At 70.2% G+C, this 22,729-nt stretch carries 22 protein-coding genes; 3 read left to right on the forward strand and 19 right to left on the reverse strand.

Features of this window, described 5'->3' with window-relative positions; translation table 11 throughout:
• Nucleotides 1-9: 9 nt before the first annotated feature.
• On the forward strand, nt 10-930 hold the full coding sequence (locus AC1RLW_RS25510) for a lipase secretion chaperone (RefSeq protein WP_493195569.1): 921 nt from the start codon (nt 10-12) through the stop codon (nt 928-930).
• A gap of 12 nt (nt 931-942) precedes the next feature.
• Here the strand turns inward: AC1RLW_RS25510 and AC1RLW_RS25515 are convergent, their stop codons facing one another.
• Nucleotides 943-1,380: a PACE efflux transporter gene (locus AC1RLW_RS25515; RefSeq protein WP_062473998.1), complete on the reverse strand. Its 438-nt coding sequence runs from the start codon at nt 1,378-1,380 to the stop codon at nt 943-945.
• 102 nt (nt 1,381-1,482) lie between these two features.
• Here AC1RLW_RS25515 and AC1RLW_RS25520 point away from each other — a divergent pair, with 102 nt between their 5' ends.
• Complete coding sequence (locus AC1RLW_RS25520; RefSeq protein ID WP_062474000.1) at nt 1,483-2,403, forward strand: LysR family transcriptional regulator; 921 nt, start codon at nt 1,483-1,485, stop codon at nt 2,401-2,403.
• A gap of 6 nt (nt 2,404-2,409) precedes the next feature.
• On the opposite strand, the gene AC1RLW_RS25525 is transcribed toward AC1RLW_RS25520, so the two are convergent.
• From AC1RLW_RS25525 to AC1RLW_RS25605, 17 genes are all read right to left on the reverse strand, one after another.
• Nucleotides 2,410-3,174 carry an SH3 domain-containing protein gene (locus AC1RLW_RS25525; RefSeq protein WP_159278916.1) on the reverse strand — a complete coding sequence of 255 codons (765 nt, stop codon included), beginning with the start codon at nt 3,172-3,174 and terminating at the stop codon, nt 2,410-2,412.
• 78 nt (nt 3,175-3,252) lie between these two features.
• On the reverse strand, nt 3,253-4,302 hold the full coding sequence (locus tag AC1RLW_RS25530; RefSeq protein WP_062482298.1) for a homocysteine S-methyltransferase family protein: 1,050 nt from the start codon (nt 4,300-4,302) through the stop codon (nt 3,253-3,255).
• Between the two features lie 67 nt (nt 4,303-4,369).
• Nucleotides 4,370-5,527, reverse strand: coding sequence for a histidinol-phosphate transaminase (locus tag AC1RLW_RS25535; RefSeq protein WP_493195570.1), 1,158 nt, complete (start codon nt 5,525-5,527; stop codon nt 4,370-4,372).
• A complete protein-coding gene (gene hutG, locus AC1RLW_RS25540; RefSeq protein WP_493195571.1) occupies nt 5,524-6,345 on the reverse strand; it encodes an N-formylglutamate deformylase in 822 nt (273 codons plus the stop codon). Before hutG ends, AC1RLW_RS25535 begins: the two co-directional genes overlap by 4 nt.
• A 6-nt stretch (nt 6,346-6,351) precedes the next feature.
• Nucleotides 6,352-7,734 carry a formimidoylglutamate deiminase gene (locus AC1RLW_RS25545; RefSeq protein WP_493195572.1) on the reverse strand — a complete coding sequence of 461 codons (1,383 nt, stop codon included), beginning with the start codon at nt 7,732-7,734 and terminating at the stop codon, nt 6,352-6,354.
• Nucleotides 7,731-8,981: an imidazolonepropionase gene (hutI, locus tag AC1RLW_RS25550; RefSeq protein WP_493195573.1), complete on the reverse strand. Its 1,251-nt coding sequence runs from the start codon at nt 8,979-8,981 to the stop codon at nt 7,731-7,733. The genes AC1RLW_RS25545 and hutI overlap by 4 nt, the downstream gene beginning before the upstream one ends.
• A gap of 29 nt (nt 8,982-9,010) precedes the next feature.
• On the reverse strand, nt 9,011-9,583 hold the full coding sequence (locus AC1RLW_RS25555; protein WP_493195574.1) for a HutD/Ves family protein: 573 nt from the start codon (nt 9,581-9,583) through the stop codon (nt 9,011-9,013).
• On the reverse strand, nt 9,580-10,248 hold the full coding sequence (locus AC1RLW_RS25560; RefSeq protein WP_062482282.1) for an amino acid ABC transporter permease: 669 nt from the start codon (nt 10,246-10,248) through the stop codon (nt 9,580-9,582). The genes AC1RLW_RS25555 and AC1RLW_RS25560 overlap by 4 nt, the downstream gene beginning before the upstream one ends.
• Nucleotides 10,249-10,255: 7 nt before the next feature.
• Nucleotides 10,256-11,008, reverse strand: a complete 753-nt coding sequence (locus tag AC1RLW_RS25565; protein WP_062482279.1) for a transporter substrate-binding domain-containing protein — start codon at nt 11,006-11,008, stop codon at nt 10,256-10,258.
• Nucleotides 11,009-11,060: 52 nt separating this feature from the next.
• The gene (locus AC1RLW_RS25570) at nt 11,061-11,795 is read right to left on the reverse strand and encodes an IclR family transcriptional regulator (protein ID WP_095951039.1); all 735 of its coding nucleotides are present in this window, start codon (nt 11,793-11,795) and stop codon (nt 11,061-11,063) included.
• 133 nt (nt 11,796-11,928) lie between these two features.
• Nucleotides 11,929-12,768 (reverse strand): phytanoyl-CoA dioxygenase family protein, encoded by an 840-nt coding sequence (locus AC1RLW_RS25575; protein WP_493195575.1) that lies wholly within the window; start codon nt 12,766-12,768, stop codon nt 11,929-11,931.
• Between the two features lie 71 nt (nt 12,769-12,839).
• On the reverse strand, nt 12,840-14,567 hold the full coding sequence (gene hutU, locus AC1RLW_RS25580; RefSeq protein WP_493195576.1) for a urocanate hydratase: 1,728 nt from the start codon (nt 14,565-14,567) through the stop codon (nt 12,840-12,842).
• A 37-nt stretch (nt 14,568-14,604) separates the two neighbouring features.
• The gene (hutH, locus tag AC1RLW_RS25585; RefSeq protein ID WP_307638574.1) at nt 14,605-16,167 is read right to left on the reverse strand and encodes a histidine ammonia-lyase; all 1,563 of its coding nucleotides are present in this window, start codon (nt 16,165-16,167) and stop codon (nt 14,605-14,607) included.
• 70 nt (nt 16,168-16,237) lie between these two features.
• Nucleotides 16,238-16,975 carry a histidine utilization transcriptional repressor HutC gene (gene hutC, locus AC1RLW_RS25590; protein ID WP_062481289.1) on the reverse strand — a complete coding sequence of 246 codons (738 nt, stop codon included), beginning with the start codon at nt 16,973-16,975 and terminating at the stop codon, nt 16,238-16,240.
• A 7-nt stretch (nt 16,976-16,982) separates the two neighbouring features.
• On the reverse strand, nt 16,983-17,777 hold the full coding sequence (locus AC1RLW_RS25595; RefSeq protein ID WP_062481286.1) for an ABC transporter ATP-binding protein: 795 nt from the start codon (nt 17,775-17,777) through the stop codon (nt 16,983-16,985).
• Nucleotides 17,762-18,607, reverse strand: coding sequence for an ABC transporter permease (locus tag AC1RLW_RS25600; protein WP_370681937.1), 846 nt, complete (start codon nt 18,605-18,607; stop codon nt 17,762-17,764). Before AC1RLW_RS25600 ends, AC1RLW_RS25595 begins: the two co-directional genes overlap by 16 nt.
• Nucleotides 18,608-18,620: 13 nt before the next feature.
• Nucleotides 18,621-19,589 (reverse strand): ABC transporter substrate-binding protein, encoded by a 969-nt coding sequence (locus AC1RLW_RS25605; RefSeq protein ID WP_062481284.1) that lies wholly within the window; start codon nt 19,587-19,589, stop codon nt 18,621-18,623.
• Nucleotides 19,590-19,895: 306 nt separating this feature from the next.
• Between AC1RLW_RS25605 and recQ the strand changes: the two genes are divergently transcribed.
• Complete coding sequence (gene recQ / locus AC1RLW_RS25610; RefSeq protein ID WP_493195577.1) at nt 19,896-21,806, forward strand: DNA helicase RecQ; 1,911 nt, start codon at nt 19,896-19,898, stop codon at nt 21,804-21,806.
• 10 nt (nt 21,807-21,816) lie between these two features.
• Here the strand turns inward: recQ and AC1RLW_RS25615 are convergent, their stop codons facing one another.
• Nucleotides 21,817-22,719 carry a LysR family transcriptional regulator gene (locus AC1RLW_RS25615; protein WP_062481283.1) on the reverse strand — a complete coding sequence of 301 codons (903 nt, stop codon included), beginning with the start codon at nt 22,717-22,719 and terminating at the stop codon, nt 21,817-21,819.
• Between the last annotated feature and the right edge of the window lie 10 nt (nt 22,720-22,729).

A 22,729-nucleotide genomic window follows, 5' to 3' on the forward strand; every position in this document is an offset into this window, starting at 1 on the left:
ACGCTGCGCATGCGCGGTGTGGCCTTGACCATCGGCGCCGTCGCGCTGGTGGCCGCGGGGACCGGCTGGCTGGCACTCGGCCCCGGGGCGGTCGATGCGCCGCAGGCCGCCGCGCCCCGCGCCACGGCGGCGGTCGCGGTGCCCACCGCGCCTCGTCCGGCGCAGTCCACCGCAGCGGCCCCCGACGCCCTGCTCACCAGCGACCTCATCACCCTCTTCGACCAGGTGCTCGCCGAAGCGCAGGCCGACAGCAAGGCCACGCTGATGGCCCGCGCACCCGCCCTGCTCGCCCAGCGCCTGCGCGAGGACTGGCGCGTGCGCGCGCTGGGCCTGCTGGAGCGCTACGTCGACATGCAGGAAGCCCTGCGCACCTTGCAGCCGCCCGCGCCCGGCGACCCGGCCTTTTTGCGGCGCAGCCTGGAGGCACGCGAGGCGGTGCGCCGTCAGTTCTTCGCGCCCGAGGAAATCGAAGGCCTGTTCGGCGACCAGATCCGGCAGGACCGGTTCATGGCCGAGAAGATGGAGCTGCTGTCCAACCCCGACCTCACGCCCGAGCAGCGCGCCGCGGCGCTGGCCCAAAGCGAGCAGGCCTGGCTGTCGCCCGCGCAGCGCGAGGTGCGCAAGGAGGCGGTGGCGCATCTGGACGTGATGCGCCAGACCGAGGCCCTGCAGGCGCGCGGCGCCAGCCCCCAGGAGCGCTTTGCCGCGCGCAGCGAGACCTACGGCTACGAGGTGGCACGCGGCTTGGCCACGCTCGACCAGGAAACCCAGGAATGGAACGCCCGGCTCGACCGCTACGCCAGCGCGCCCGAGGCCGAGCGGGCCCAGCTGCGCGAGACGCTCTTCAACGAGAACGAGCGCCTGCGCCTGAGCGGTGCCCTGGCGATGCGCTCGGCCGCCGCGCCCAAGCCGGCGCGACAAATCCGCTAAGTAAGCGCAGGCTTACGCAGGCTGCGCTTCGCCCATGGCCGAGGCCGGCAGGCCGAACACGCGGTCGAAGGCCCAGTTGAAGACGAAGGTGTAGACCAGGAAGAACACCACCAGGCCCAGGTCCATCACCAGCGCCTGCCAGAGCGACACGCCCAGGCCCCAGGCCAGCATCGGCACCAGGAAGGCGATCAGGCCGCCCTCGAAGCCGATGGCGTGGGCGATGCGGCGCTTCAGGCTGCGCCCGCGCACCGCCTGGCGCGACTCCCAGCGCTCGAACAGGGCGTTGAAGGTCAGGTTCCAGATCACCGCGATCACCGAGGCGCCCACGGCCAGCAGGCCCGAGTGGCCGAGCCCCGCGTCCGACATCAGGGCCAGGCCGGCGCTGGCCGCCACGATGGCGATGCCCTCGTAGAGGGAGATGTAAACGATCCGACGCTGAAGGCCCTGCATGACTGTTTCTCTGTGTGTTTGACTGCGATGGAGGGACTTTATTTGCTTTTAGTTGATATAAAAAGTTAACTTATTTCAGTTTTATTGATAGATCGGGGCGCCATGGCTTTCTCCAGCGACAACGTCGAGGTCTTCCTGGCCGTGATCGACCACGGCTCGTTCTCGGCCGCCGCGCGGGCGCTGCGCAAAGTGCCGTCGGCCGTGAGCATGGCCATCGCCAACCTCGAGGCCGAGCTGGCGCTGCCGTTGTTCGACCGCAGCGGCCGCGAGCCCCAGCCCACGTCGGCCGCGCGCTCGCTCGAACCGCAGGCGCGGCTGCTCGCGGCCCAGCTGCGGCAGTTGCAGGTGCAGGCGCTGGCGCTCACGCAGGGGTTGGAAGACCGGCTCACGCTGGCCATCGCGCCCGAGCTGCTGGCCGCGCCCTGGAGCGGGCCGCTGGCCGCGCTGGCCGACGACTACCCGCTGCTGCAGGTCGAGGTGCTGGCTGCGCCGCAGGCCGACGCGCTGGCGCTGCTGCACAGCGGCCGGGCGCAGCTGGCGCTGGTGTTCGAGCGCCCCAGCCTCGACGGCCGCGAGGGCTTCCAGGAGGTGGGCAGCGACACCATGGTGGCCGTGATGGCGCCCGAGCACCCCGTGCTGCGCGCGGCGGCCGGCGGGCGCCTGCGCGAGGAGCACCTGACGAACACGCGCCAGATCGTGGTCGCGGGGCGCGACCTGGCCACCAGCGACCCGCGCTTCGTGTTCGCGCGGCATGTCTGGCGCACCGACAACGCGCTGGCCGCGCTGAGCCTGATCACCGCCGGGCTGGGCTGGGGCTGGCTGCCGCGCAACTTCGCGCGGCCGCACGTGGCGGCGGGCGCGCTGGTCGAGATCCCGTTCGAGAACCTCAGCAACGGACTCGACCTGTGGGTGGACGTGGTGTGGTCGCGCGAACGGCCGCTGGGCCTGGGCGCGCAGCGCTTCGTGGCGCTGATCGCACGCGACCGTCAGGCGGCGGCCGGCATCGGGACGCCGGCCGTGTGAGCCGGGTCAATTCTTTCCGTGGCCGTGGCCGTGCCCGCCTCCACCGCCGTGCCCACCGCCCCCGCCGTGCGGACGCCCTCCTCCACCCCCGCCGCCCCCACCGGGCCGGCCGCCGCCCGGATGCGGATGCGACACGCCCGGCGGCGGCCCGGGCCGGAAGCCCGGCTGCGGGCGCGGCGGACGGAACCCGGGGTCGACGGGCGGCCGGATGCCCGGCCCGTGCGGGGGACGAACCCCAGGCCCATGAGGCGGACGGACCCCGGGTCCGTGGGGCGGACGCACGCCAGGCCCCGGCCAGGGCCGCGGCTGCCAGCCCGGGTGCACGGGCGGCGGCGGGCGCCAGCCCGCGATCGGCGGCGGCGGGGGCCGGTGGCCCCACCAGCGCCGGTCGCCGTACCAGGGGCGGTCGCGGTAGTAGTCGGCCCAGTAGCTGCCGATCACGAAGCTCACGATCGGCACGCCGATGACCGCGCCGTAGGTGGCCAGCGGCACGCGCTGCTGCTGGTAGGCGTAGTCGAGGTTCCTGGCCCAGACCCAGCCGCGCCCGCCGTCGGGCAGCACCACGTCGCACCAGCCGTAGCCGCTGGTGCAGCCGACCACGTCGACCGGCTGCCCCGGCCCGAGCCGTGCCACAAGCGGGTAGTCGCCCGAAGGCCCGGCGCGCAGGTTGACCGCGCCGCGCGTGAAGGCCTGCTGCGCCGCCGCGGCGAGCGGCAGCAGCAGGACGAGCGCGCCCAAGGCAGCGCGGCGCAAGAAGGATGTGGCGTTCATGGGAGGCTCCTGTGCGCCCCAGCGTAGGCGTGGGGCGGGGAGCCGTCAATCAGCCGAGGGCGCGCGCGGCGCCCGGCTTCAGGCGGCTTCTTTGTAGAAGCCGTTGCTGTTCAGGAGACGGCCCTTCGCAGGCGCCACCGCCGCACCGATCGCCGCGATGTGGTCCGGCGTGGTGCCGCAGCAGCCGCCCACGATGTTCACCAGCCCCTCGGCCGCGAACTCGTGCAGCAGGCGCGAGGTGACGTCGGGCGTCTCGTCGAAGCCGGTGTCGCTCATCGGGTTGGGCAGGCCGGCGTTCGGGTAGCAGCTGATGTAGGTGTCGCCCGCCACGCGCGCCAGCTCCTGGATGTAGGGGCGCATGAGCGTCGCGCCCAGCGCGCAGTTCAGGCCGATGGCCAGCGGCTGCGCATGGCGCACGCTGTGCCAGAAGGCGGTGACGGTCTGGCCGCTGAGGATGCGGCCCGAGGCATCGGTGACCGTGCCGCTGATGATCAGCGGCAGGCGCTGGCCGCTGTTGTCGAAATATTCGTCCACCGCGAACAGTGCGGCCTTGGCGTTGAGCGTGTCGAAGATGGTCTCGACCAGGATCACGTCGGCGCCGCCTTCGACCAGCGCCTCGGTCTGCTCGTAGTACGCCGCGCGCAGCGATTCGAAATCGACATTGCGCGCGCCCGGGTCGTTCACGTCGGGGCTGATGCTCGCCGTCTTGGGGGTCGGGCCGAGGGCGCCGGCCACGAAGCGCGGCTTGTCGGGCGTGCTGTACTTGTCGCAGGCCGCGCGCGCCAGCTTGGCCGATTCGAGGTTCATCTCGCGCGCCAGGTGGGCCATCTTGTAGTCCTCCTGCGCGATGGTGGTGGCGCCGAAGGTGTTGGTCTCGATGAGGTCGGCGCCGGCCGCGAGGTAGGCCTCGTGGATGTCGGTGATGACGTCGGGGCGCGTGAGCGACAGCAGCTCGTTGTTGCCCTTCACGTCGCGCTCGAAGTCCTTGAAGCGCTCGCCGCGGTACTGCGCTTCGGTGAGCTTGAAGCGCTGGATCATCGTGCCCATCGCGCCGTCGAGGATGGCAATGCGGTTGGCCAGGATGCCCGGCAGCGCCTGGCCGCGGGTATAGATGAGGGGCTTGGTCATGTCCGCGATTGTAAAAACCCCGGTCTGGCCCGGCGCGCAGGCGGGTCTTGGCGACCCGGCCCCAGTGTCAGCCTTGCCCGCCCGCGATCTCCGCCAGCGCCTGCACGAAGCGCGCGTTGTCCGCGTCGGTGCCCACCGACACGCGGATGAAGGTCTCGAAGCCCGGCTCCTTCCAGGGCTTGACGATGATCCCGCGCGCCAGCAGGGCCTCGTTGACCGGCGCGTTGGGCCGCCCGAGGTCGACGAACAGGAAGTTGGCCGCCGACGGCGCGATGCGCAGGCCCGGCCAGACCGATCCGGCCAGGGCGCGCAGCTGCGCCGCCAGCGCCTCGCGCTGTTGCACGGTGCGCGCCACCGCCTGCGCCATGAAGGCCTCGTCGCCCCAGGCCGCCAGCGCCGCGGCCTGCGCCGCCAGGTTCACGTTGAAGGGCGTGCGCACGCGGTCGAGCAACTGCACCAGCGCCGCGTCGGACGCAATGCCGTAGCCCACGCGCAGGCCGGCCAGGCCCCAGGCCTTGGAGAAGGTGCGCAGCACGATCCAGGGGGAGCGGCCTTCGCCGGCCGCCTGCCATGCGCGCAGCAGGGCGAGCACGTCGGGGTAGCCGGGCGCCAGCCGCGCATATTCGTAGTAGGCCTCGTCCACCACCAGCAGCGTGCCCGCGGGCACCGCCGCGAGCAGGCGCGCGAAGTCGGCTGCATCGAACATGCAGCCGACCGGGTTCGAGGGGTTGGCCAGCATCACCACCTTGGGTCCGCGCGCGAGCGCCGCGCACCAGGCATCGACGTCGAAGCCGAGTTCCGGCGTGAGCGTCAGCAGCTCGACCTGCGCGCCCATCATGCGCGGGTAGATCTCGTGCAGGCCGAAGGCCGGGCGCTGCGTGAGCACCCGGTCGCCCGGCGACAGCAGCGCCTGGCACAGCATCTGCAGGATGTCCTCGGAGCCGTTGCCGATCACCACCTCGCCGGGCAGCGCACCGGTGCGCTGTGCGATGGCGGCACGCAGCGCCGTGGAATTGGCGTCGGGGTAGGTGCCCGCGCGCGCCGCCAAGTCGACCAGCGCCCGCGCCACCGCGGGGCTGGGGCCGTACGGGTTCTCGTTGCTCGCCAGCCGCGCGATCTCGCTGACGCCGTAGCGCGCGCGCACCGCGTCCGAGGACAGCCCCGCGTTGTAGGGCGGCAGCGGTGGCACCTCGGGGCGCGCGAACGCGTGGATGGCGGCGCTCACCGGGCGCCGCCTTCGACGAAGGCCAGCACCGCTTCCAACATGCGGCGCACGTGCGGCTTCACGCCCGCGGCCACGTCGGGCAGGTAGTCGAAGGGCAGCGCTTCCTGCATGTAGCTCGACTGGGTCATCTCCAGCTGCACCGCGTGCACGCCGCCGGCCGGGTTGCCGTACTGGCGCGTGATGTGGCCGCCCTTGAAGCGGCCGTTGAGCACGCCGGTGTAGCCCGGCGCCGATTCGGCGATGCCGCGCAGCGTGGCGGCCAGCGCGGGGTCGCAGCTCTTGCCGTCGGCGGTGCCCAGGTTCAGGTCGGGCAGCTTGCCTTCGAAGAAGCGCGGCAGCACGGAGCGGATCGAGTGCGCGTCCCACAGCGCGACGGTGCCGTGCGCGGCCTGCAGGCGGTCGAGCTCGGCCTGCAGCTGCTGGTGATAGGGGCGCCACACGGCATCGCGGCGCGCGGCAATTTCTTCGTCGGACGGGTGGTCTTCGGGCTTCGCGTAGACCGGCGTGTCATCGAAGGTGTCGACCGGGCACAGGCCCGTCACGCTCTGGCCCGGGTACAGGCTGGCGCCGTCCGGCGGACGGTTCAGGTCGACCACGTAGCGCGAGTGCGTGGCCACGAGCACCGAGGCGCCGAGTGCGTCGGCGAAGTCGTAGAGCTGCTCGAGGTGCCAGTCGGTGTCGGGCACGTGGCGCGCCTCGTCGGTGAAACGCGCGGCCAGCGCGGGCGGCACGTGCGTGCCGACGTGCGGCATCGAGATCAGCAGCGGGCGCGTGCCCTGGCGGAAACGGAACGCCGGTTCGGTGGTGGTGAAGGCCATGGGAATTCAGTCCTTGAGGAGTTGGGTGCGCGCGGCAACGAAGGCGGCTGCGGCATCGCCATGCAGCGCGTGGCGCCCGGCCGTGACGCGTGGGCGGCCCGCCACCCAGACCGCGTCGACGGCCGAGGTGCGGTGGCTCGCGAACACATGGGCCGAGAGCATGTCAGGCGCCGACAGGCCCTGCAGCGCGAGGTGATGCGCGTCGAGCACGACGAAGTCGGCCTGCTGCCCCACGGCCAGCCCGCCGACCGCGCGGCCCGAAGCTTGCGCCCCGCCCTGCACGGCTTCGAGCGTGAGCGCGGTGGCCACGTGCGGCTGCGCCGCGCTGGCGCCGACGTTGCGCTGGCGCCGGCCCAGGCGCTGGCTGTACTCGAGCATCAGCAGCTCCTCGGCCGCGTTGACGCTGGCATGGCTGTCGGAGCCCACGCCCCAGGCGCCGCCGTGGCTGCGCCAGCGCGCGAAGTCGAAGATGCCGTCGCCCAGGTTCGCCTCGGTGGTCGGGCACAGGCCCGCGACCGCACCGCTCTGTGCCGCGTATTCGTACTCGGCGTCGTTCATGTGCGTGGCGTGCACGAGGCACCAGCGCGCATCGACGCTCGCGTGGTCGAGCAGCCATTCGACCGGGCGCAGGCCGCTCCACTCCACGCAGTCGTCCACTTCCTTCGTCTGCTCGGCGATGTGGATGTGGACCGGCGCGGTGCGGTCGATGGCGTCCAGGCCGGCGAGCGCCTCGCGCAGCGCCTCGGGCGGCACGGCGCGCAGCGAGTGCGGCGCCAGGCCCAGGCGCGCGCCCTGCGCGTCGCAGTCGGGCTTGAGCGTGTCGAGCAGGCGCAGCATCGATTCGGTCGAGCGGATGAAGCGGCGCTGCCCGTCGGTGGGCGGCTGGTCGCCGAAACCGCTGGTCTGGTAGAGCACGGGCAGCAGCGTGAAGCCGATGCCGGTGTTCTGCGCGGCGCGCAGCAGCGCACGGCTCAGCGCCGCGTCGTCGGCGTAGGGACGCCCGTCGGTGTCGTGGTGCACGTACTGGAACTCGCACACGCTGGTGTAGCCCGCCTCGAGCATCTCGGCGTAGAGCCAGGTCGCGATGGCCTCCATGTGCTGCGGACCGAGGCGCGCGGCAAAGCGGTACATCAGCGTGCGCCAGCTCCAGAAGCTGTCCTGCTGTTCGGCGCGGTGCTCGGTGAGCCCCGCGAAGGCGCGCTGGAAGGCGTGCGAATGCAGGTTGGGCATGCCGGGGATCACCGGGCCGGTCGCCACCTGCGCGCCCGCTGGCGGTTGCGCGCCGGCCTGCACCTGCGTGAGCCGGCCGGCGTCGTTCCACGACAGCAGGACGTTCTTCGTCCAGCCCGCGGGCAGCAGCGCATCGGCTGCGAAAAGCGTGTGTGTCATTCGGTGGCTCCGATGGCGATGCGTCCCTGGCGCACCACGGCGCGCACCGGCTGCTGGCCGAACCAGTAGGCCAGCTCGGCGGCGTCGTGCAGGTTCCAGAGCACGAAGTTGGCGGGCATGCCGGGCGCGATGGCGCCGTGCGTGTCCTGCAGGCCGAGCGCGCGCGCGGCGTGCACGGTGACGCCAGCCAGCGCCTCGGGCACGGTGAGGCGGAACAGCGTGCAGGCCATGTTGACCATAAGCAGCAGGCTCAGCGTCGGCGAGGTGCCGGGGTTGTGGTCGGTCGAGACGGCCATCGGCACGCCCGCGGCGCGCAGCGCATCGATGGGCGGCAGGTGCGTGTCGCGCAGCGTGTAGTAGGCGCCGGGCAGCAGCACGGCCACGGTGCCCGACTGGCGCATGGCCGCGATGCCGTCGGCCGACAGGTGCTCGATGTGGTCGCACGACAGCGCGCCGTAGCGCGCGGCCAGCGCCGCGCCGCCCATGTCCGAGAGCTGCTCGGCATGCAGCTTCACGGGCAGGCCCAGCGCCTTGGCGGCCTGGAAGACCTGCTCGGTCTCCGCGAGCGAGAAGGCGATGCGTTCGCAGAACACGTCGACCGCATCGACCAGCCCTTCGGCGGCGAGCGCGGGCAGCATCTCTTTGCAGACAAGGTCGATGTAGTCGCCGCTGCGGCCGGCGTACTCGGGCGGCAGCGCGTGCGCGCCGAGGAAGGTGGTGCGCACGGTGACGCCGTAAGCCTCGCCAAGTCGCCGCGCCACGCGCAGCTGCTTGCGCTCGTGTTCGAGCGCCAGGCCGTAGCCCGACTTGATCTCGATGGCGCAGACGCCGTCGGCCAGCAGCTGCTCGAGGCGCGCGGCGGCCTGGGCGAACAGCGTGTCCTCGTCGGCCTCGCGCGTGGCGCGCACCGACGAGACGATGCCGCCACCGGCCTTCGCCACTTCTTCGTACGTCGCGCCCGCGAGCCGCATCGCGAACTCGTTGGCGCGCTGGCCGCCGTAGACCAGGTGCGTGTGGCAATCGACGAGGCCGGGCGTGACGAGCGCACCGCCGCCGTCGTGCGGCGCGAGCCCCGCGAACTCGCCGGGCAGGTCGGCGCGCGCACCGACCCAGCGGACCGTGCCCTGCGCGACCACGAGGGCGGCTTCGGCGTCGGGCGCCAAGGTGACGCCGGGCGCCGCACCGGGCGCCAGGCGCAGGCCGGTCCACAGGCCGTCGGCCGAGGGGAATTCGCTGGGGGGTGTCATCGTCATCTCCTGTTCTTTGCTTGGGCCGCTCAGGCCGGCACGAAGCGCACGGCCACCAGCCGTGCGCCGTCGCTCGCCGGTGCGGCCTGCCATGCCTGCGCGGCGTCGGTCCAGCACAGGCCGTCGCCGTCACCCAGGGCTTCGCCGTCATTCAAGCGCCACTCGCCGCGCAACGCCAGCAGCACGCCGTGCGGCGCAGGGGCGACGTCGGCGGCGCGTTCCAGCACCTGCACCTCGGCGCGCCACTGGCCGCCGCGCGCCATCACGTTGAAGTCGTTCGAGGCGCCGCCGAGCAGCGTGCAATCGATCGGGTCGTCGCCCGAAAAAGCGAAGGGCTGGTGCGGCACGTCGAGCCGGTGCGACACGCGGCCGTCGTGCGTGAAGAGGCGCACGCCGTCGCCTTCGAGCAGCATGATCTGGCGCTCGATGCCCGGGAACACCGAGAACGGGCCGGGCGACGCGATGGTGGCGATGCTCACGCGCCAGCCAAAGCTGTCGAGCCCCGCGCCTGGCGGCCAGCTGGCGATTTCCTGCGTGGTGCCGCCGCCGTTCTTCCAGGGCGTGGCGCGCAGGGTCGCGCGCGAAAAACGCTGCACGCTCATCGCATCAACCCGCCCTGGCGCAGCTTCTGCTCGAAATGCCGCAGGATCAGGGTCATGGTGCCCGTGAGCATGAAGTACACGAGCGCGATGGCCAGGTACACCTCGAGCGAGCGGTACGACACGCTGATGATCTTCTGGCCTTCGTGCATCACGTCATGAATGGTCAAGAGCGACACCAGCGCCGAGTTCTTGATGAGCGCGATGAACTCGTTGCCCAGCGGCGGGATCATGCGCACCACGGCCTGCGGCAGCACGATCTGGCGCATCGCCACGCCGGGCGTCATGCCCAGCGACTGCGCGGCCATGGTCTGGCCCTTGTCGATCGACTGGATCGCGCCGCGCACGATCTCGGACACGTAGGCGCCCGAGTACACGCCGAGCCCCAGCACGCCGCACACAAAGGCCGGCAGCAGGATGCCGAAGTGCGGCAGGCCGAAGAACAAAATGAACAGCTGCACCAGCAGCGGCGTGCCGCGAATCGCCGCCACGTAGGCGGTGCACACGCCGTAGATCCAGCGCCGCTTCGGGTTCAGCCGGCCGATGCCGACCAGGAGGCCCAGCACGCACCCCAGGGCCAGCGCGCAGGCGGTGATCTCCACCGTGACCAGCGCGCCGCGCAGCAGGTCGGGCCAGCCCTGCCAGACGGGCGAGAAATCGAAATCCATGGCGCGCTTACTTGGCGGTGGCGCTGAACCACTTCTTCACGATGGCCGCGTAGGTACCGTCGGCCTTGAGCTTCTCGATCGCGCCGTTCACGGCCTTGGTGAGCTCGGGCGTGTCCTTGCGGATGGCCATGCCGTATTCCTCGGTGGTGATCTGCTCGTCGAGCACCTTCAGGCCGCCGCGCGTGCGCACGTACTGGAAGGCGGCGGGCTTGCCGGTGACGGCAGCGTCGGCGCGGCCGATGTCCACGAGGTTGAACATCTCCTGGTTCTTCTCGACTTCCATCAGCTGCACCTGCGGGAATTTCTCCTTCGTGTACGACACGGACTTGGTGCCCACCTGCACGCTGACCTTCTTGCCGTTGATGTCGGCCGGCTTCTTGATGGTCGTGTTGTTGTCCTTCACCATGACCACGAGGCCGCCGGCGTAGTACGGCACGGTGAAGTCGACGACCTTCTTGCGCTCGTCGGTGATGTAGATGCCCGACACGGCCATGTCGAAGCGCTTGGAGATGAGGCCCGGCACGAGGCCCTTGAAGTCGATGTCGATCCACTCGATCTTGCGGCCCAGCGTCTTGCCGATGGCCTCGACCAGCTCCACGTCGAAGCCGGTGCGCTTGCCGTTTTCCACGAACTCCATCGGCGGGAAGGTGGCGTCGGTGGCCACGCGCAGCGGCTCGCCCTGGGCTTGCGCGGCGCCAGCGAAACCGAAGAAGGCGAGGCCGGACAGGGCGGCGGCGACGAGGGTGCGACGGGTGTTCATGGGAGGGCTTTCGTGGAGGTGAGGGAGGGAGAAAGAAAAAGAAAAGCGGCGACTACTGCAGTGCGCGCGAGATGCGGGCCGCCGTGACGACGGTCATGTGGACCAATGCAGCTTCCATGCCTTCGACGCGCGTGAGCGGCGCCATGAGCGTGATCGCCCCGCGCAGGCGCCGGCCCGCGGCCAGCACCGGCGCGCTCGCGCCCCAGACGCCGGCATCGACCTCGCCGTGCGTCACGGCATGGCCGGCGGCGCGGATGGCGTCGAGTTCGGCGGCGCGCTCGGCGCGGCGTTCGGGGCCTTCGTCGAGCCCGTCGAGCAGCAGGTCGCGCGCGTCGTCGGGTGCGTGGGCCAGCAGGCACTTGGCGCTGGCGCCGTCGCGCGCGGGCACGCTGCGGCCGCGATCGAAGGAGCAGCGCAGCGACTGTTCGCTGTCGATCATCTCCAGGCACACGACGCGCTCGTTCACCAGGGTGACGAGCGCCACGCTCTCGTGGCTTTGCTGCGCCAGCACGCGCATGTCGGCGCGCGCGGCCATCACGAGGTCGGAGTTGCCGTCGAAGCCGCTGGCCAGCTGCACGCTGACGGGCCCCGGCGAGTAGCGGCCCTCGGACTCCATCACGAAGCCCCAGCGGCGCAAGGTGGCGACCTGGCGGTACAGCGTGCTCTGCGACAGGCCGGTGGCCTGCACCAGCTCGGCCGCCGTCATCGCCGCCTTGCTTTGCGCCAGCACCGACAGCACGAACAGCGCGCGGTCGTTGTGGGCGGGAGCGTCAAGGGGGGTCGTCATCGGGGGCAATCGCTGGGCGGTCGAAAGTGGATGCGGCGTGCAGTATCTTGCTCGCCGTTCTCACGACCAAGCCCGAATTCCCACGCGATGGGAATGAGCGCGTTTTTTCTTTCTACCTTCGTCTTACCGAGGCTCAGCGCACCAGCAGCGGAAAGAGCGGATCGTCCATCGGCGCGCCGGCCGGCAGGCGCTCGGCCAGGCCCGGGAAATCGGGCGAGGTCTTCCAGCTGCGCGGGGCGTGGCGGATGTCGTCGCCCAGGAAACGCACCGAGAACACCCGGCGCCGGTTCGGCCCCTCCACGCCGGCCGCCGCATGCAGCGTGAGCATGTGGAAGCAGACGAAGTCGCCGGGCTCGATGTCCCAGCCGACGATGGGAAAGCGCTCGCGCGCGCCCTCGATGTCGGGCAGGTCGTCGAGGCTGCCTTCGGGGAACCACTTGGCGTGGTTGTCCATGAAGGTGCGCGGCATCAGCCACGGCCCCTTGTGGGAGCCGGCCACGAACTCGAGCGTGGCGGCACGCGACACCGGATCGACCGGAATCCACATGCTGACGTTCTGCATGCCCTCGATGTTGTAGTAGGGCTGGTCCTGGTGCCACGGCGTGCGCTGGCGCGTGCCGGGCTCCTTCACGAGCAGGTGGTCGTGGTACAGGCGCACGGTGTCGGAGCCCATGAGCCGCTGCGCGAGTGGCGCCAGCGGCGCCTGCCGGATGAAGCGGCCGAAGGCGTCGATCTCCTGCCAGTTGCAGAAGTCCTCGAAGAAGCGGCCCGGATCGTCGGGCCGGCTCGCGACCTTGGCGCGCGGGCTGGGCGCCGCCAGGTTCGCCTCGATGCCGTCACGCAGCAGCGCGAGTTCGTCGGTCGTGAGCAGCTGGCGGATGCAGACCGCGCCGTCGCGCTGGAACTGCGCCACCAGCGCGTCGTCCACGCGTTCGCGCACGCGGCGCTGCAGGTCGCAAGCATCGAGGGTCATCGTCGGGTCTCCTTCGTGTGTCGGGTGTCGGGTGACCCGCTTTTTTACTTCACCTGCGGCGCCTGCCGGCCTTACTTGATCATCGGCAGCTTCAGGCCCTGCTTCTTCGCCGTGGCCACGGCGATGTCGTAGCCCGCGTCGGCATGGCGCATGACGCCGGTGGCCGGGTCGTTGAAGAGCACGCGCCCGATGCGCTTGGCCGCCGCGTCGGTGCCGTCGCACACGATCACCACACCCGAGTGCTGCGAGTAGCCCATGCCCACGCCGCCGCCGTGGTGCAGGCTGACCCAGGTCGCGCCGCCGGCCGTGTTGAGCAGGGCGTTGAGCAGCGGCCAGTCGGAGACGGCATCGGTGCCGTCCTTCATGGCTTCGGTCTCGCGGTTCGGGCTGGCGACCGAGCCGGTGTCCAGGTGGTCGCGGCCGATGACGATCGGGCCCTTGAGCTCGCCGTTCTTCACCATCTCGTTGAAGGCCAGGCCGGCGATGTGGCGCTCGCCCAGGCCGAGCCAGCAGATGCGCGCGGGCAGGCCCTGGAAGGCGATGCGCTCGCGCGCCATGTCGAGCCAGCGGTGCGTGTGGGTGTTGTCGGGGAACAGCTCCTTGATCTTGGCGTCGGTCTTGTAGATGTCTTCCGGGTCGCCCGAGAGCGCCACCCAGCGGAACGGGCCCTTGCCTTCGCAGAACAGCGGACGGATGTAGGCCGGCACGAAGCCCGGGAAGTCGAAGGCGTTCTTCACGCCTTCGTCGAACGCGACCTGGCGGATGTTGTTGCCGTAGTCGACCGTGGGGATGCCCATGGCCTGGAAGTCGAGCATGGCCTGCACGTGCACGGCGCATGACTTGGCGGCGGCCTTCTTCAGGGCGTCGTGTTGCGACGCGTCCTTCATGGCGGCCTGCCACTGCGGCACGGTCCAGCCCGAGGGCAGGTAGCCGTTGATCAGGTCGTGCGCGGAGGTCTGGTCGGTCACGAGGTCGGGCTTGAGGCCGCCGGCCTTCGCGCGCTTGACCAGCTCGGGCAGGATGTCGGCCGCGTTGCCCAGCAGCGCGATCGACACGGCTTCCTTGGCATCGCAATGCTGCTTGATGAGTTCGAAGGCGTGGTCGATGTCGCGCGCCTGCTTGTCGACGTAGCGCGTGCGCAGGCGGAAGTCGATGCTCGACTGCTGGCACTCGATGTTCAGCGACACGGCGCCGGCCAGCGTGGCCGCGAGCGGCTGTGCGCCGCCCATGCCGCCCAGGCCAGCCGTGAGGATCCACTTGCCCGCGAGGCTGTTGTTGTAGTGCTGGCGGCCGGCTTCGACGAAGGTCTCGAAGGTGCCTTGCACGATGCCCTGGCTGCCGATGTAGATCCAGCTGCCCGCCGTCATCTGGCCGTACATGAAGAGGCCCTGGCGGTCGAGCTCGTTGAAGTGCTCCCAGTTGGCCCACTTCGGCACGAGGTTCGAATTGGCGAGCAGCACGCGCGGTGCGTCGGCATGCGTCTTGAACACGCCCACGGGCTTGCCCGATTGAATGAGCAAGGTCTCGTCGTCTTCCAGTTCCTTCAGCGACGCGAGGATCTGGTCGTAGCAGGCCCAGTCGCGCGCAGCGCGGCCGATGCCGCCGTACACCACGAGGTCTTGCGGGCGCTCGGCCACCTCGGCGTCGAGGTTGTTCTGCAGCATGCGGTACGGCGCTTCGGTGAGCCAGCTCTTGCAGTTGAGCTCGGTGCCGCGCGGGGCGCGGATCACGCGGGTCGGGTCATGGCGCGGATCGGCGCCGGTGGTGGTGTTCAGGGCGAATTTGTCGGGTGCGTTCATGGCGTGGTTCTCCTTGTCGGGTGGCGGTCGGTACGGATCACTTCGAGTGGCTGGGCAGGATGTCGAGCAGCGCGGCCGGCAGGTCGGCCGCGAGCGCCCACAGGCGCATGGCTTCGATGTCGGGTGCGAGGTAGCGGTCGGTCTCGAGGAACGCGACCTTCTGGCGGATGCGGGCGAATTCCGCTTCGACCAGCGGCGAACTCTTCAGCTTGCGCTTGAGTTCGATGCCCTGGGCGGCGGCCATCGCTTCGATGCCCACCACCACGGCGGTGTTGTTGACCATGTCGCCCAGGCGGCGCGCCGCGAAGGTGGCCATCGACACGTGGTCTTCCTGGTTGGCCGAGGTCGGCAGGCTGTCGACGCTGGCCGGGTGCGCGTGCGACTTGTTTTCCGACGCGAGCGCGGCGGCCGTGACCTGCGCAATCATGAAGCCGGAGTTCAGGCCGCCGTCGCGCACCAGGAAGGGCGGCAGGCCCGACAGGCCGCTGTCGAGCAGCAGCGCGAGGCGGCGCTCGGCGATGGCGCCGACTTCGCTCACGGCCAGCGCAATGATGTCGGCCGCGAAGGCGACCGGCTCGGCGTGGAAGTTGCCGCCCGAGATCACCTCGCCGGTGTCGCAGAACACGAGCGGGTTGTCCGATGCGGCATTGGCTTCGATGACCAGCACGCGCGAGGCGTGGGCCAGGTTGTCGAGGCAGGCGCCCATCACCTGCGGGATGCAGCGCACCGAGTACGGGTCCTGCACGCGGCCGCAGTCGGCGTGCGACGGCACGATCTCGCTGCCGTCGAGCAGCGTGCGCACGGCGCCGGCCACGGCGATCTGGCCGGGCTGGCCGCGCGCGGCGTGGATGCGCGCGTCGAAGGGCTTGATCGAACCCTGGATGGCTTCGAGCGACAGCGCGCCCGACATCAGCGCGGCGGCAAACACGTCTTCGGCGCCGAACAGGCCGGCCAGCGCCAGCGCGGTCGACACCTGCGTGCCGTTGAGCAGCGCCAGGCCTTCCTTGGGGCCGAGCACGAAGGGTTCGAGGCCGATGCTGCGCATGGCTTCGGCGCCGCTCACCTTCTGGCCGTCGGCCAGCGTGGCTTCGCCTTCGCCGATGAGCACGCAGGCCATGTGCGCAAGCGGCGCCAGGTCGCCCGAGGCGCCGACCGAGCCCTTGCACGGGATGCTGGGCGTGACGCCCGCGTTGAACAGCGCCAGCAGCGCATCGACCAGCGCGGGCCGCACGCCCGAGTGGCCGCGCGCCAGGCTCACGGCCTTGGTCGCGAGGATCATGCGCACCACCGGCGCGGCCAGCGGCTCGCCCGTGCCCACGCTGTGCGAGAGCACGAGGTTGCGCTGCAGCTCGGCCAGGTGGTCGTTGCCGATGCGCGTGCTGGCGAGCTTGCCGAAACCGGTGTTGATGCCGTAGACCACCTCGTCGTTCTCGACGATGTGGCGCACCGCGGCCTCGGCCTTGGCCATGCCGTCCTGCACCGACGGGTCGAGCGCAAGGTGCACGCCGCCGGCCTGGATGCGTCGCAGCATCGCGAGGTCGACCTTGCCGGGCGTGAGGGTCAATGTGGCGTTGGGGGTGGCGGTGTGATTGCTTGGCATGTGAACCTGTCTATACAAGTGGTTGCGAGAGAAAACGTAAGCCTCTGAGGGTCGAAAAAAAACGGTCTGTCTAGCCGAAGGTCGGGTTGCCGTCGGATTTAAAGCGGCTGCCCAGGCTGTAGCGGGACGCGGGATGCAGGCAGCGCACCCAGGTCACGGGCGTGTTGCGGATCCAGGTGCGGCGCGTCAGCAGCAGGCAGGGGTCGGTGGGCGCCATCGCGAGCCGCTCGGCCTGTTCGGCGCTGGGCAGCACGGCATCGACGACGTGTTCGATCTGGTCGAAGGGCACGTTGCGCACCAGGTACTCGCTGGGCGGCACGGCCGTGAAGTCCTGCTCGAGAAAGTCGGGCACGACCTGCGGGTTGACGTAGCGCTCCTCGAGCTGCACGGGCGTGTCGTTGTCCAGGTGCAGGCAGGCGCTGTGAAACACCGAGTCGCCCGCGCGCAGGTCGAGCCAGGCCGCCACGTCGGGCGAGGCCGCGAGGCGCTCGACCGCGAGCATCTCGCAGCGGTAGTCGTGGCCGCGCTGGCGGATTTCGCTGGCGATGTTGGCGATCTGCAGCAGCGTGGACTGCGGCTTGTTCTCGGCCACGAAGCTGCCGACGCCGGCCACGCGCACGATGCGCCCCTGCTCCATGAGCTCGCGCAGGGCGCGGTTCACGGTCATGCGCGCCATGCCGAACTGCGCGACCAGCTCGTTCTCGGAAGGCAGGCGGTGGCCGGGCGGCCACGTGCCGTCCTGGATCTTGCGGGAGATGTGATCCTTGACTTGCGCATAGAGCGCGAGGGACGGCAGGTCGCGTTTCATCGTGCTTTCAGTGTTCCGCGGCGGCCATCGACTCGGCGCGGATTTCTTCGGTCAGGCGCGCCTTGATGTCCATGAACTCGGGCGAGGTCTTGATGGTGTAGCTGCGCGGGTGCGGAAAGTCGACCGCGATCTCGGTCTTGATGCGGCCCGGTCGCGCGCTGAACACCGCCACGCGGTTGGCCATGAAGATCGCCTCGTCGATGTCGTGCGTGACGAACAGCACCGTCTTCTGCGCCGACTCCCAGATGCCCAGCAGCAGCTCCTGCATGAGCACACGGGTCTGGTTGTCGAGCGCGCCGAAGGGCTCGTCGAGCAGCAGCATCTTGGGGTCGTTGGCCAGCGCGCGCGCAATGGCGGTGCGCTGCTGCATGCCGCCCGAGAGCTGCTTGGGAAAGTGGTGCTCGAAACCGCGCAGGCCGACCTTGGCGATGAAGAACTCGCTGCGCTCCTTCTGGTCGGCCTCGCTCATGCCGCGCTCGCGCAGGCCGAAGCGGATGTTCTGCGCCACCGTGAGCCACGGGAACAGCGTGTAGCTCTGGAACACCACGCCGCGGTCGGCGCCGGGGCCTTCGATGCGCTCGCCGTCGAGCATCACCTGGCCGGTGGTCGGGAAGTCGAGCCCCGCCACGATGCGCAGCAGCGTCGACTTGCCGCAGCCCGAGGGGCCGAGGATGGTGACGAAGTCGTTCTCCTTCACCTCGAAGTCGATCGGCTGCAGCGCCTGCGTGCGCTGGCCCTTGGTGCCGGTGAAGACGCGCGAGACGCCCTGGATGGAAAGTTGGTTCTTCACAGTGCAGCCCATGCAAACAGACGGCGATTCATCGCCTTGAAAGCGAAGTCGGACAACAGGCCGATGACGCCGATCACGATGATCCCGAAGATGATCTGGCCGGTGTTCAACAGCGCCTGGCTGTCGGTGATCATGTGGCCGATGCCCGACGAGGAGCCGATCAGTTCCGCCACGATCACGTAGGTCCAGGCCCAGCCCAGCACGAGGCGCAGCGTTTCGGCGATGCCCGGCGCGGCGCCCGGAATGAGCACGCGCGCCACGATGCCGCGGCTGTTGGCGCCCAGCGTGTAGGCGGCCTCGACGAGGTCGCGCCGCGCGCCGCCCACGGTGACGGCCACCATCAGCACGATCTGGAAGAACGAGCCGATGAAGATCACCAGCAGCTTCTGCATTTCGCCCAGGCCCGCCCACAGGATGAGCAGCGGGATGAAAGCCGAGGCCGGCAGGTAGCGGCAGAACGACACGAAGGGCTCGAAGAAGGCCTCGACGGTCTTCCAGGTGCCCATGGCCACGCCCAGCGGCACCGCGATGACGGCCGCCAGCAGGAAGCCGCCGAACACGCGCCACACGGTCATGCCGATGTCGCCGATGAAGCCGTACTCGGTGAAGAGCAGCCAGCCCTCCTTGACCATCGTGATCGGGCTCGCCAGGAAGGTGGGCGACACGAAGCCGCCCAGCGTGGCGATGCCCCACACCACCACGAAGAGCACGAAGAAGCCCAGCCCCAGCATCGTGCGCGCGGACGCGCTGATGGGTTCGAGCGGCGCGAACACGCGGCGCCGCACGGGAGGCGCGGGCGGCGGCGTCACGGCGCGCGCCGGGGCGGCGGTCATCGGTTGCATCTGCGGCAAGGCCTTACTTGACATAGCTGGCGTCGAAGGTGGCGGCATAGTCTTCCGGCGCCTTGCGGATCACGCCGGCCTCCAGCAGGATGGCCGCGGCTTCCTTCATGAAGCTGGTGAGCTCGCCCGCGAAGAACTTCTGGTTGGCGGCCTTGTCCTGCCAGCGCAGGTACGCCGACGACTTGGCGAACTGCTCGCCGCTTTGCTTGACGGCCGAGCCCATGAGCTCGTTGGCCTTGGCCGGGTCGGCCTTGATCATGTCCAGCGCGTCGAAGTACGACTTGGTGAGCGCGGCGGCGGCCTTGGCGTTGGCCTTGAGCCAGGTGGGGGCGCAGCCCACGGTGTCCATCACCATCGGGTAGTCGAGCGTGGTGGCCAGGATCTTGCCGGCGGCCGGGTTGGCGCGCACGGTCGAGAGGTAGGGCTCGTAGGTCATGGCGGCGTCGTTCTGGCCGGCCACGAAAGCTTGCGCAGCGGGCTGCGGCTCGAGCGAGACCACCTTCACGTCCTTCAGGCTCATGCCGTTCTTGCTGAGCATCCAGGCCAGGCCGAAGTACGGCGCGGTGCCCGGGGCGCTCACGCCGATGCTCTTGCCCTTGAGGTCGGAAAAGCTCTTCACGTCGTTGCGCACGGCCAGGCCGTCGGCGCCGTAGGACTTGTCCATCTGGAAGATCTGCACGATCGGCACGCCGTTGGCGTTCCAGGCCACGTGCGTCTCCACCGTGGTGGCCGCGCACTGGATCGCGCCGGAGGCCAGCGCCAGGTGGCGGTCCTTCTGCGGGATCATCTTGAGTTCGACGTCCAGCCCGTTCTTCTTGAAGATGCCGGCCTTGTCGGCCAGCGACAGCGGCGCAAAGCCGGTCCAGCCGGACATGCCGAGCGAAATCTTCGTGTCCTGGGCGGCGGCCGTTCCGGCCATGCCCGCTGCACATGCACCTGCTGCCAGCAGCGAAGCGACTTTCACAACTACCGTCTTGACCATGGGGACTCCTGGTTCCATTTTTTGAGAGAGGTGACTCGGCGATACATGCCCGGGGGATATGGGCAGCACGCCTCGCATTGTTGCCAGGCGCCCCAACTTGTATATACAGGATAACCCGAAAGTCCTGTTTTGGTGCATCTCCGAGAGAAATGCCCCAGTTTGCTGTCTAGACAAGAGGGGTGCCGGGACGGGGTTCACCATTGCAAACGCCGTGCCACAGTCATATCGGAGCCGCTGGGGGACAATCGGCGTCCGCCCCGGCTCCGGCCCTTTTCTCCCCCCTCCCCGCCCTTCGCACCCCCGCCTGTGTCTTCCCTCGCTCCCCGCCCCTTCGACGCTTCCAGCGACGGCAGCAGCCCCGGCAGCGCGGCCCCCGCCGACATCCTTCATGACGTGTTCGGCTACGCGCGCTTTCGCGGGGCCCAGCAGGACATCGTGGAGCACGTGGTGGGCGGCGGCGACGCGCTGGTGCTGATGCCCACCGGCGGCGGCAAGTCGCTCTGCTATCAGATCCCGGCCATTGCGCGGCAGCGCGCGGGGCGCGGCGTGGCGGTGGTGGTGTCGCCGCTGATCGCGCTGATGCACGACCAGGTCGGCGCGCTGCACGAGGCGGGCGTGAATGCGGCCTTCCTGAACTCGACGCTCGACTGGGAACAGACGCAGGACGTCGAGCGCCGCATGCTGCGCGGCGAGATCACGCTGCTGTACGCGGCGCCCGAGCGCGTGAACACGCCGCGCTTTCTCTCGCAGCTCGATTCGCTGAACGAGCGCGGCAAGCTCTCGCTGTTCGCCATCGACGAGGCGCATTGCGTGAGCCAGTGGGGCCACGACTTCCGCCCCGAGTACCGCGCGCTCACCGTGCTGCACGAGCGCTACCCGGGCGTGCCGCGCATCGCGCTCACGGCCACGGCCGACGACCTCACGCGCGCCGACATCGTCGAGCGGCTGCAGCTGGAAGAAGCGCGCCAGTTCGTCTCCAGCTTCGACCGTCCGAACATCCGCTACACCATCGTCGAGAAGAAGGACGCGACCACGCAGCTGCTGCGCTTCATCGAGCGCGAGCACGAGGGCGATGCGGGCGTGGTCTATTGCCAGTCGCGCAAGCGCGTGGAAGACCTCGCGACGACGCTGCAGGGCGCCGGCATCAACGCGCTGCCGTACCACGCGGGCCTCGATGCGGCGGTGCGCCAGAAGCACCAGGACCGCTTCCTGCGCGAAGAAGGCATCGTGATGGTCGCGACCATCGCCTTCGGCATGGGCATCGACAAGCCCGACGTGCGCTTCGTCGGCCACGTCGACATGCCCAAGAACATCGAGGGCTACTACCAGGAAACCGGCCGCGCGGGCCGCGACGGCGCCCCCGCCGACGCCTGGATGGCCTACGGCCTGAACGACGTGGTGAACCAGCGCCGCATGATCGACGAAAGCCCGGCCGGCGAAGAGTTCAAGCAGGTGATGCGCGGCAAGCTCGACGCGCTGCTGTCGCTGGCCGAGGCCAGCGACTGCCGCCGCGTGCGCCTCCTGGGCTACTTCGGCGAGAAGAGCACGCCCTGCGGCAACTGCGACAACTGCCTGAACCCGCCGCAGGTGTGGGACGGCACCGATGCCGCGCGCAAGCTGCTGAGCACGATCTACCGCGTGCAGCAGCTCAGCGGCATCAGCTTCGGCGCGGGCCACATCATGGACATCCTGCGCGGCAAGGCGACCGAGAAGGTCAAGCAGTTCGGGCACGAGCGCATCAGCACCTTCGGCATCGGCGCGGAGTTCAGCGAGGTGGCGCTGCGCGGCGTGCTGCGCCAGCTGATCGCCACGGGCGCGCTGGCGGTGGACGCCGAGGCCTTCAACACGCTGAAGCTCACCGAGGGCTCGCGCGCGGTGCTCAAGGGCGAGACCTCGGTGTCGCTGCGCGAGTCGGTGTCGTCACCGGCCGAGCGCAAGCCCCGGCGCGAGAAGGTGGCCAAGGGCGCACCGTCGCCGGCGGCGGCCTCGCTGGACGACACCGGCAAGAAGCGCTTCGAGGCGCTCAAGGCCTGGCGCGCCGAGGTGGCGAAGGAACACAACCTGCCGGCCTACGTGATCTTCCACGACGCCACGCTGGCCGCCATTGCCGAGCGCGCGCCCGCGACGCTCGAAGACCTGCAGGGCATCAGCGGGATCGGCACGAAGAAGCTCGAGGCCTACGGCGCCGAGGTGCTTCGCGTGTGCGAAGCCTTCTAACGCCCTCCACCTAGAGCAGGCGCGCGGCCTTCGAGAAATCGATGGACGCGAGCACCGCGGCGCGCATGGCCGTCAGCAGATGGCGCTCGTCGTTGCTGCGCTTCTGGAAGGTGTAGGTCAGCGCGGGCAAGGCCTGGCGGGTCTTCAGGATGCGCAGGTCGCCGCGGCGCGACAGCAGGCGCGCCCAGCCTTCCGGCAGGAACCCGACACCGATCCCCTCGATCAGCAGGCCGGCGACGGCGCCCCAGCTGTTGCAGCTGAGGCGGTGCGGCGCCTCGAGGTTCTCGGCCATGAGCCATTCGTCGAGCAGGCGGCTGGTGCCCGCGCCGGTCGGCAGCGTCACGATGGGATGTTGCGCGAGCAGCGGCGCGCCGAGGGTCGTGGTCTTGCCCGCCAGCGCAGGCGCGGCCACCCACACGAAATGCGCCTGGCCCACGGTGTGCGACGAGATCAGCCCGTGGTGCGGTGAGCGCCCGGCGATCACCGCGCAGTCGAGCTCGCCGTTGCGAAGGCGTTCGTCCAGCGCCGAGCCGAAGTTGACGTGCGGCTCCAGGCGCAGGTCCGGCAGGTGCCGACCGACGTGCGCGACGAGCTGGGGCAGCCAGGTCAGCGCACTCAGTTCGCCGATGCCGAAGGTGCAGCGACCTCCGAGGCTGGCGGGCGCGCCGATCGACCGCTTCGTTTCGTCGGCCGCCAGCAGCAGCGCGGCGGCGCGCGGCAGGAAACGCTCGCCCGCGTCCGTGAGCGTGGCCCGCTGCCCGGCGCGGTCGAACAGCGGCGCGCCGAGCGACACCTCCAGTTCGGCCAGGCGCTTGGACAGCGACGAGGTCGACAGGTGCAGCCGCTGCGCCGCGAGCGCAAAGCTGGCGCAGGTCGCGGCCCAGTAGAAGGCCTCCAGTTGCTTCAGCGTCATGCGCCGTCCC

The sequence above is a fragment of the Variovorax sp. GW822-FHT04A09 genome (assembly GCF_058801005.1).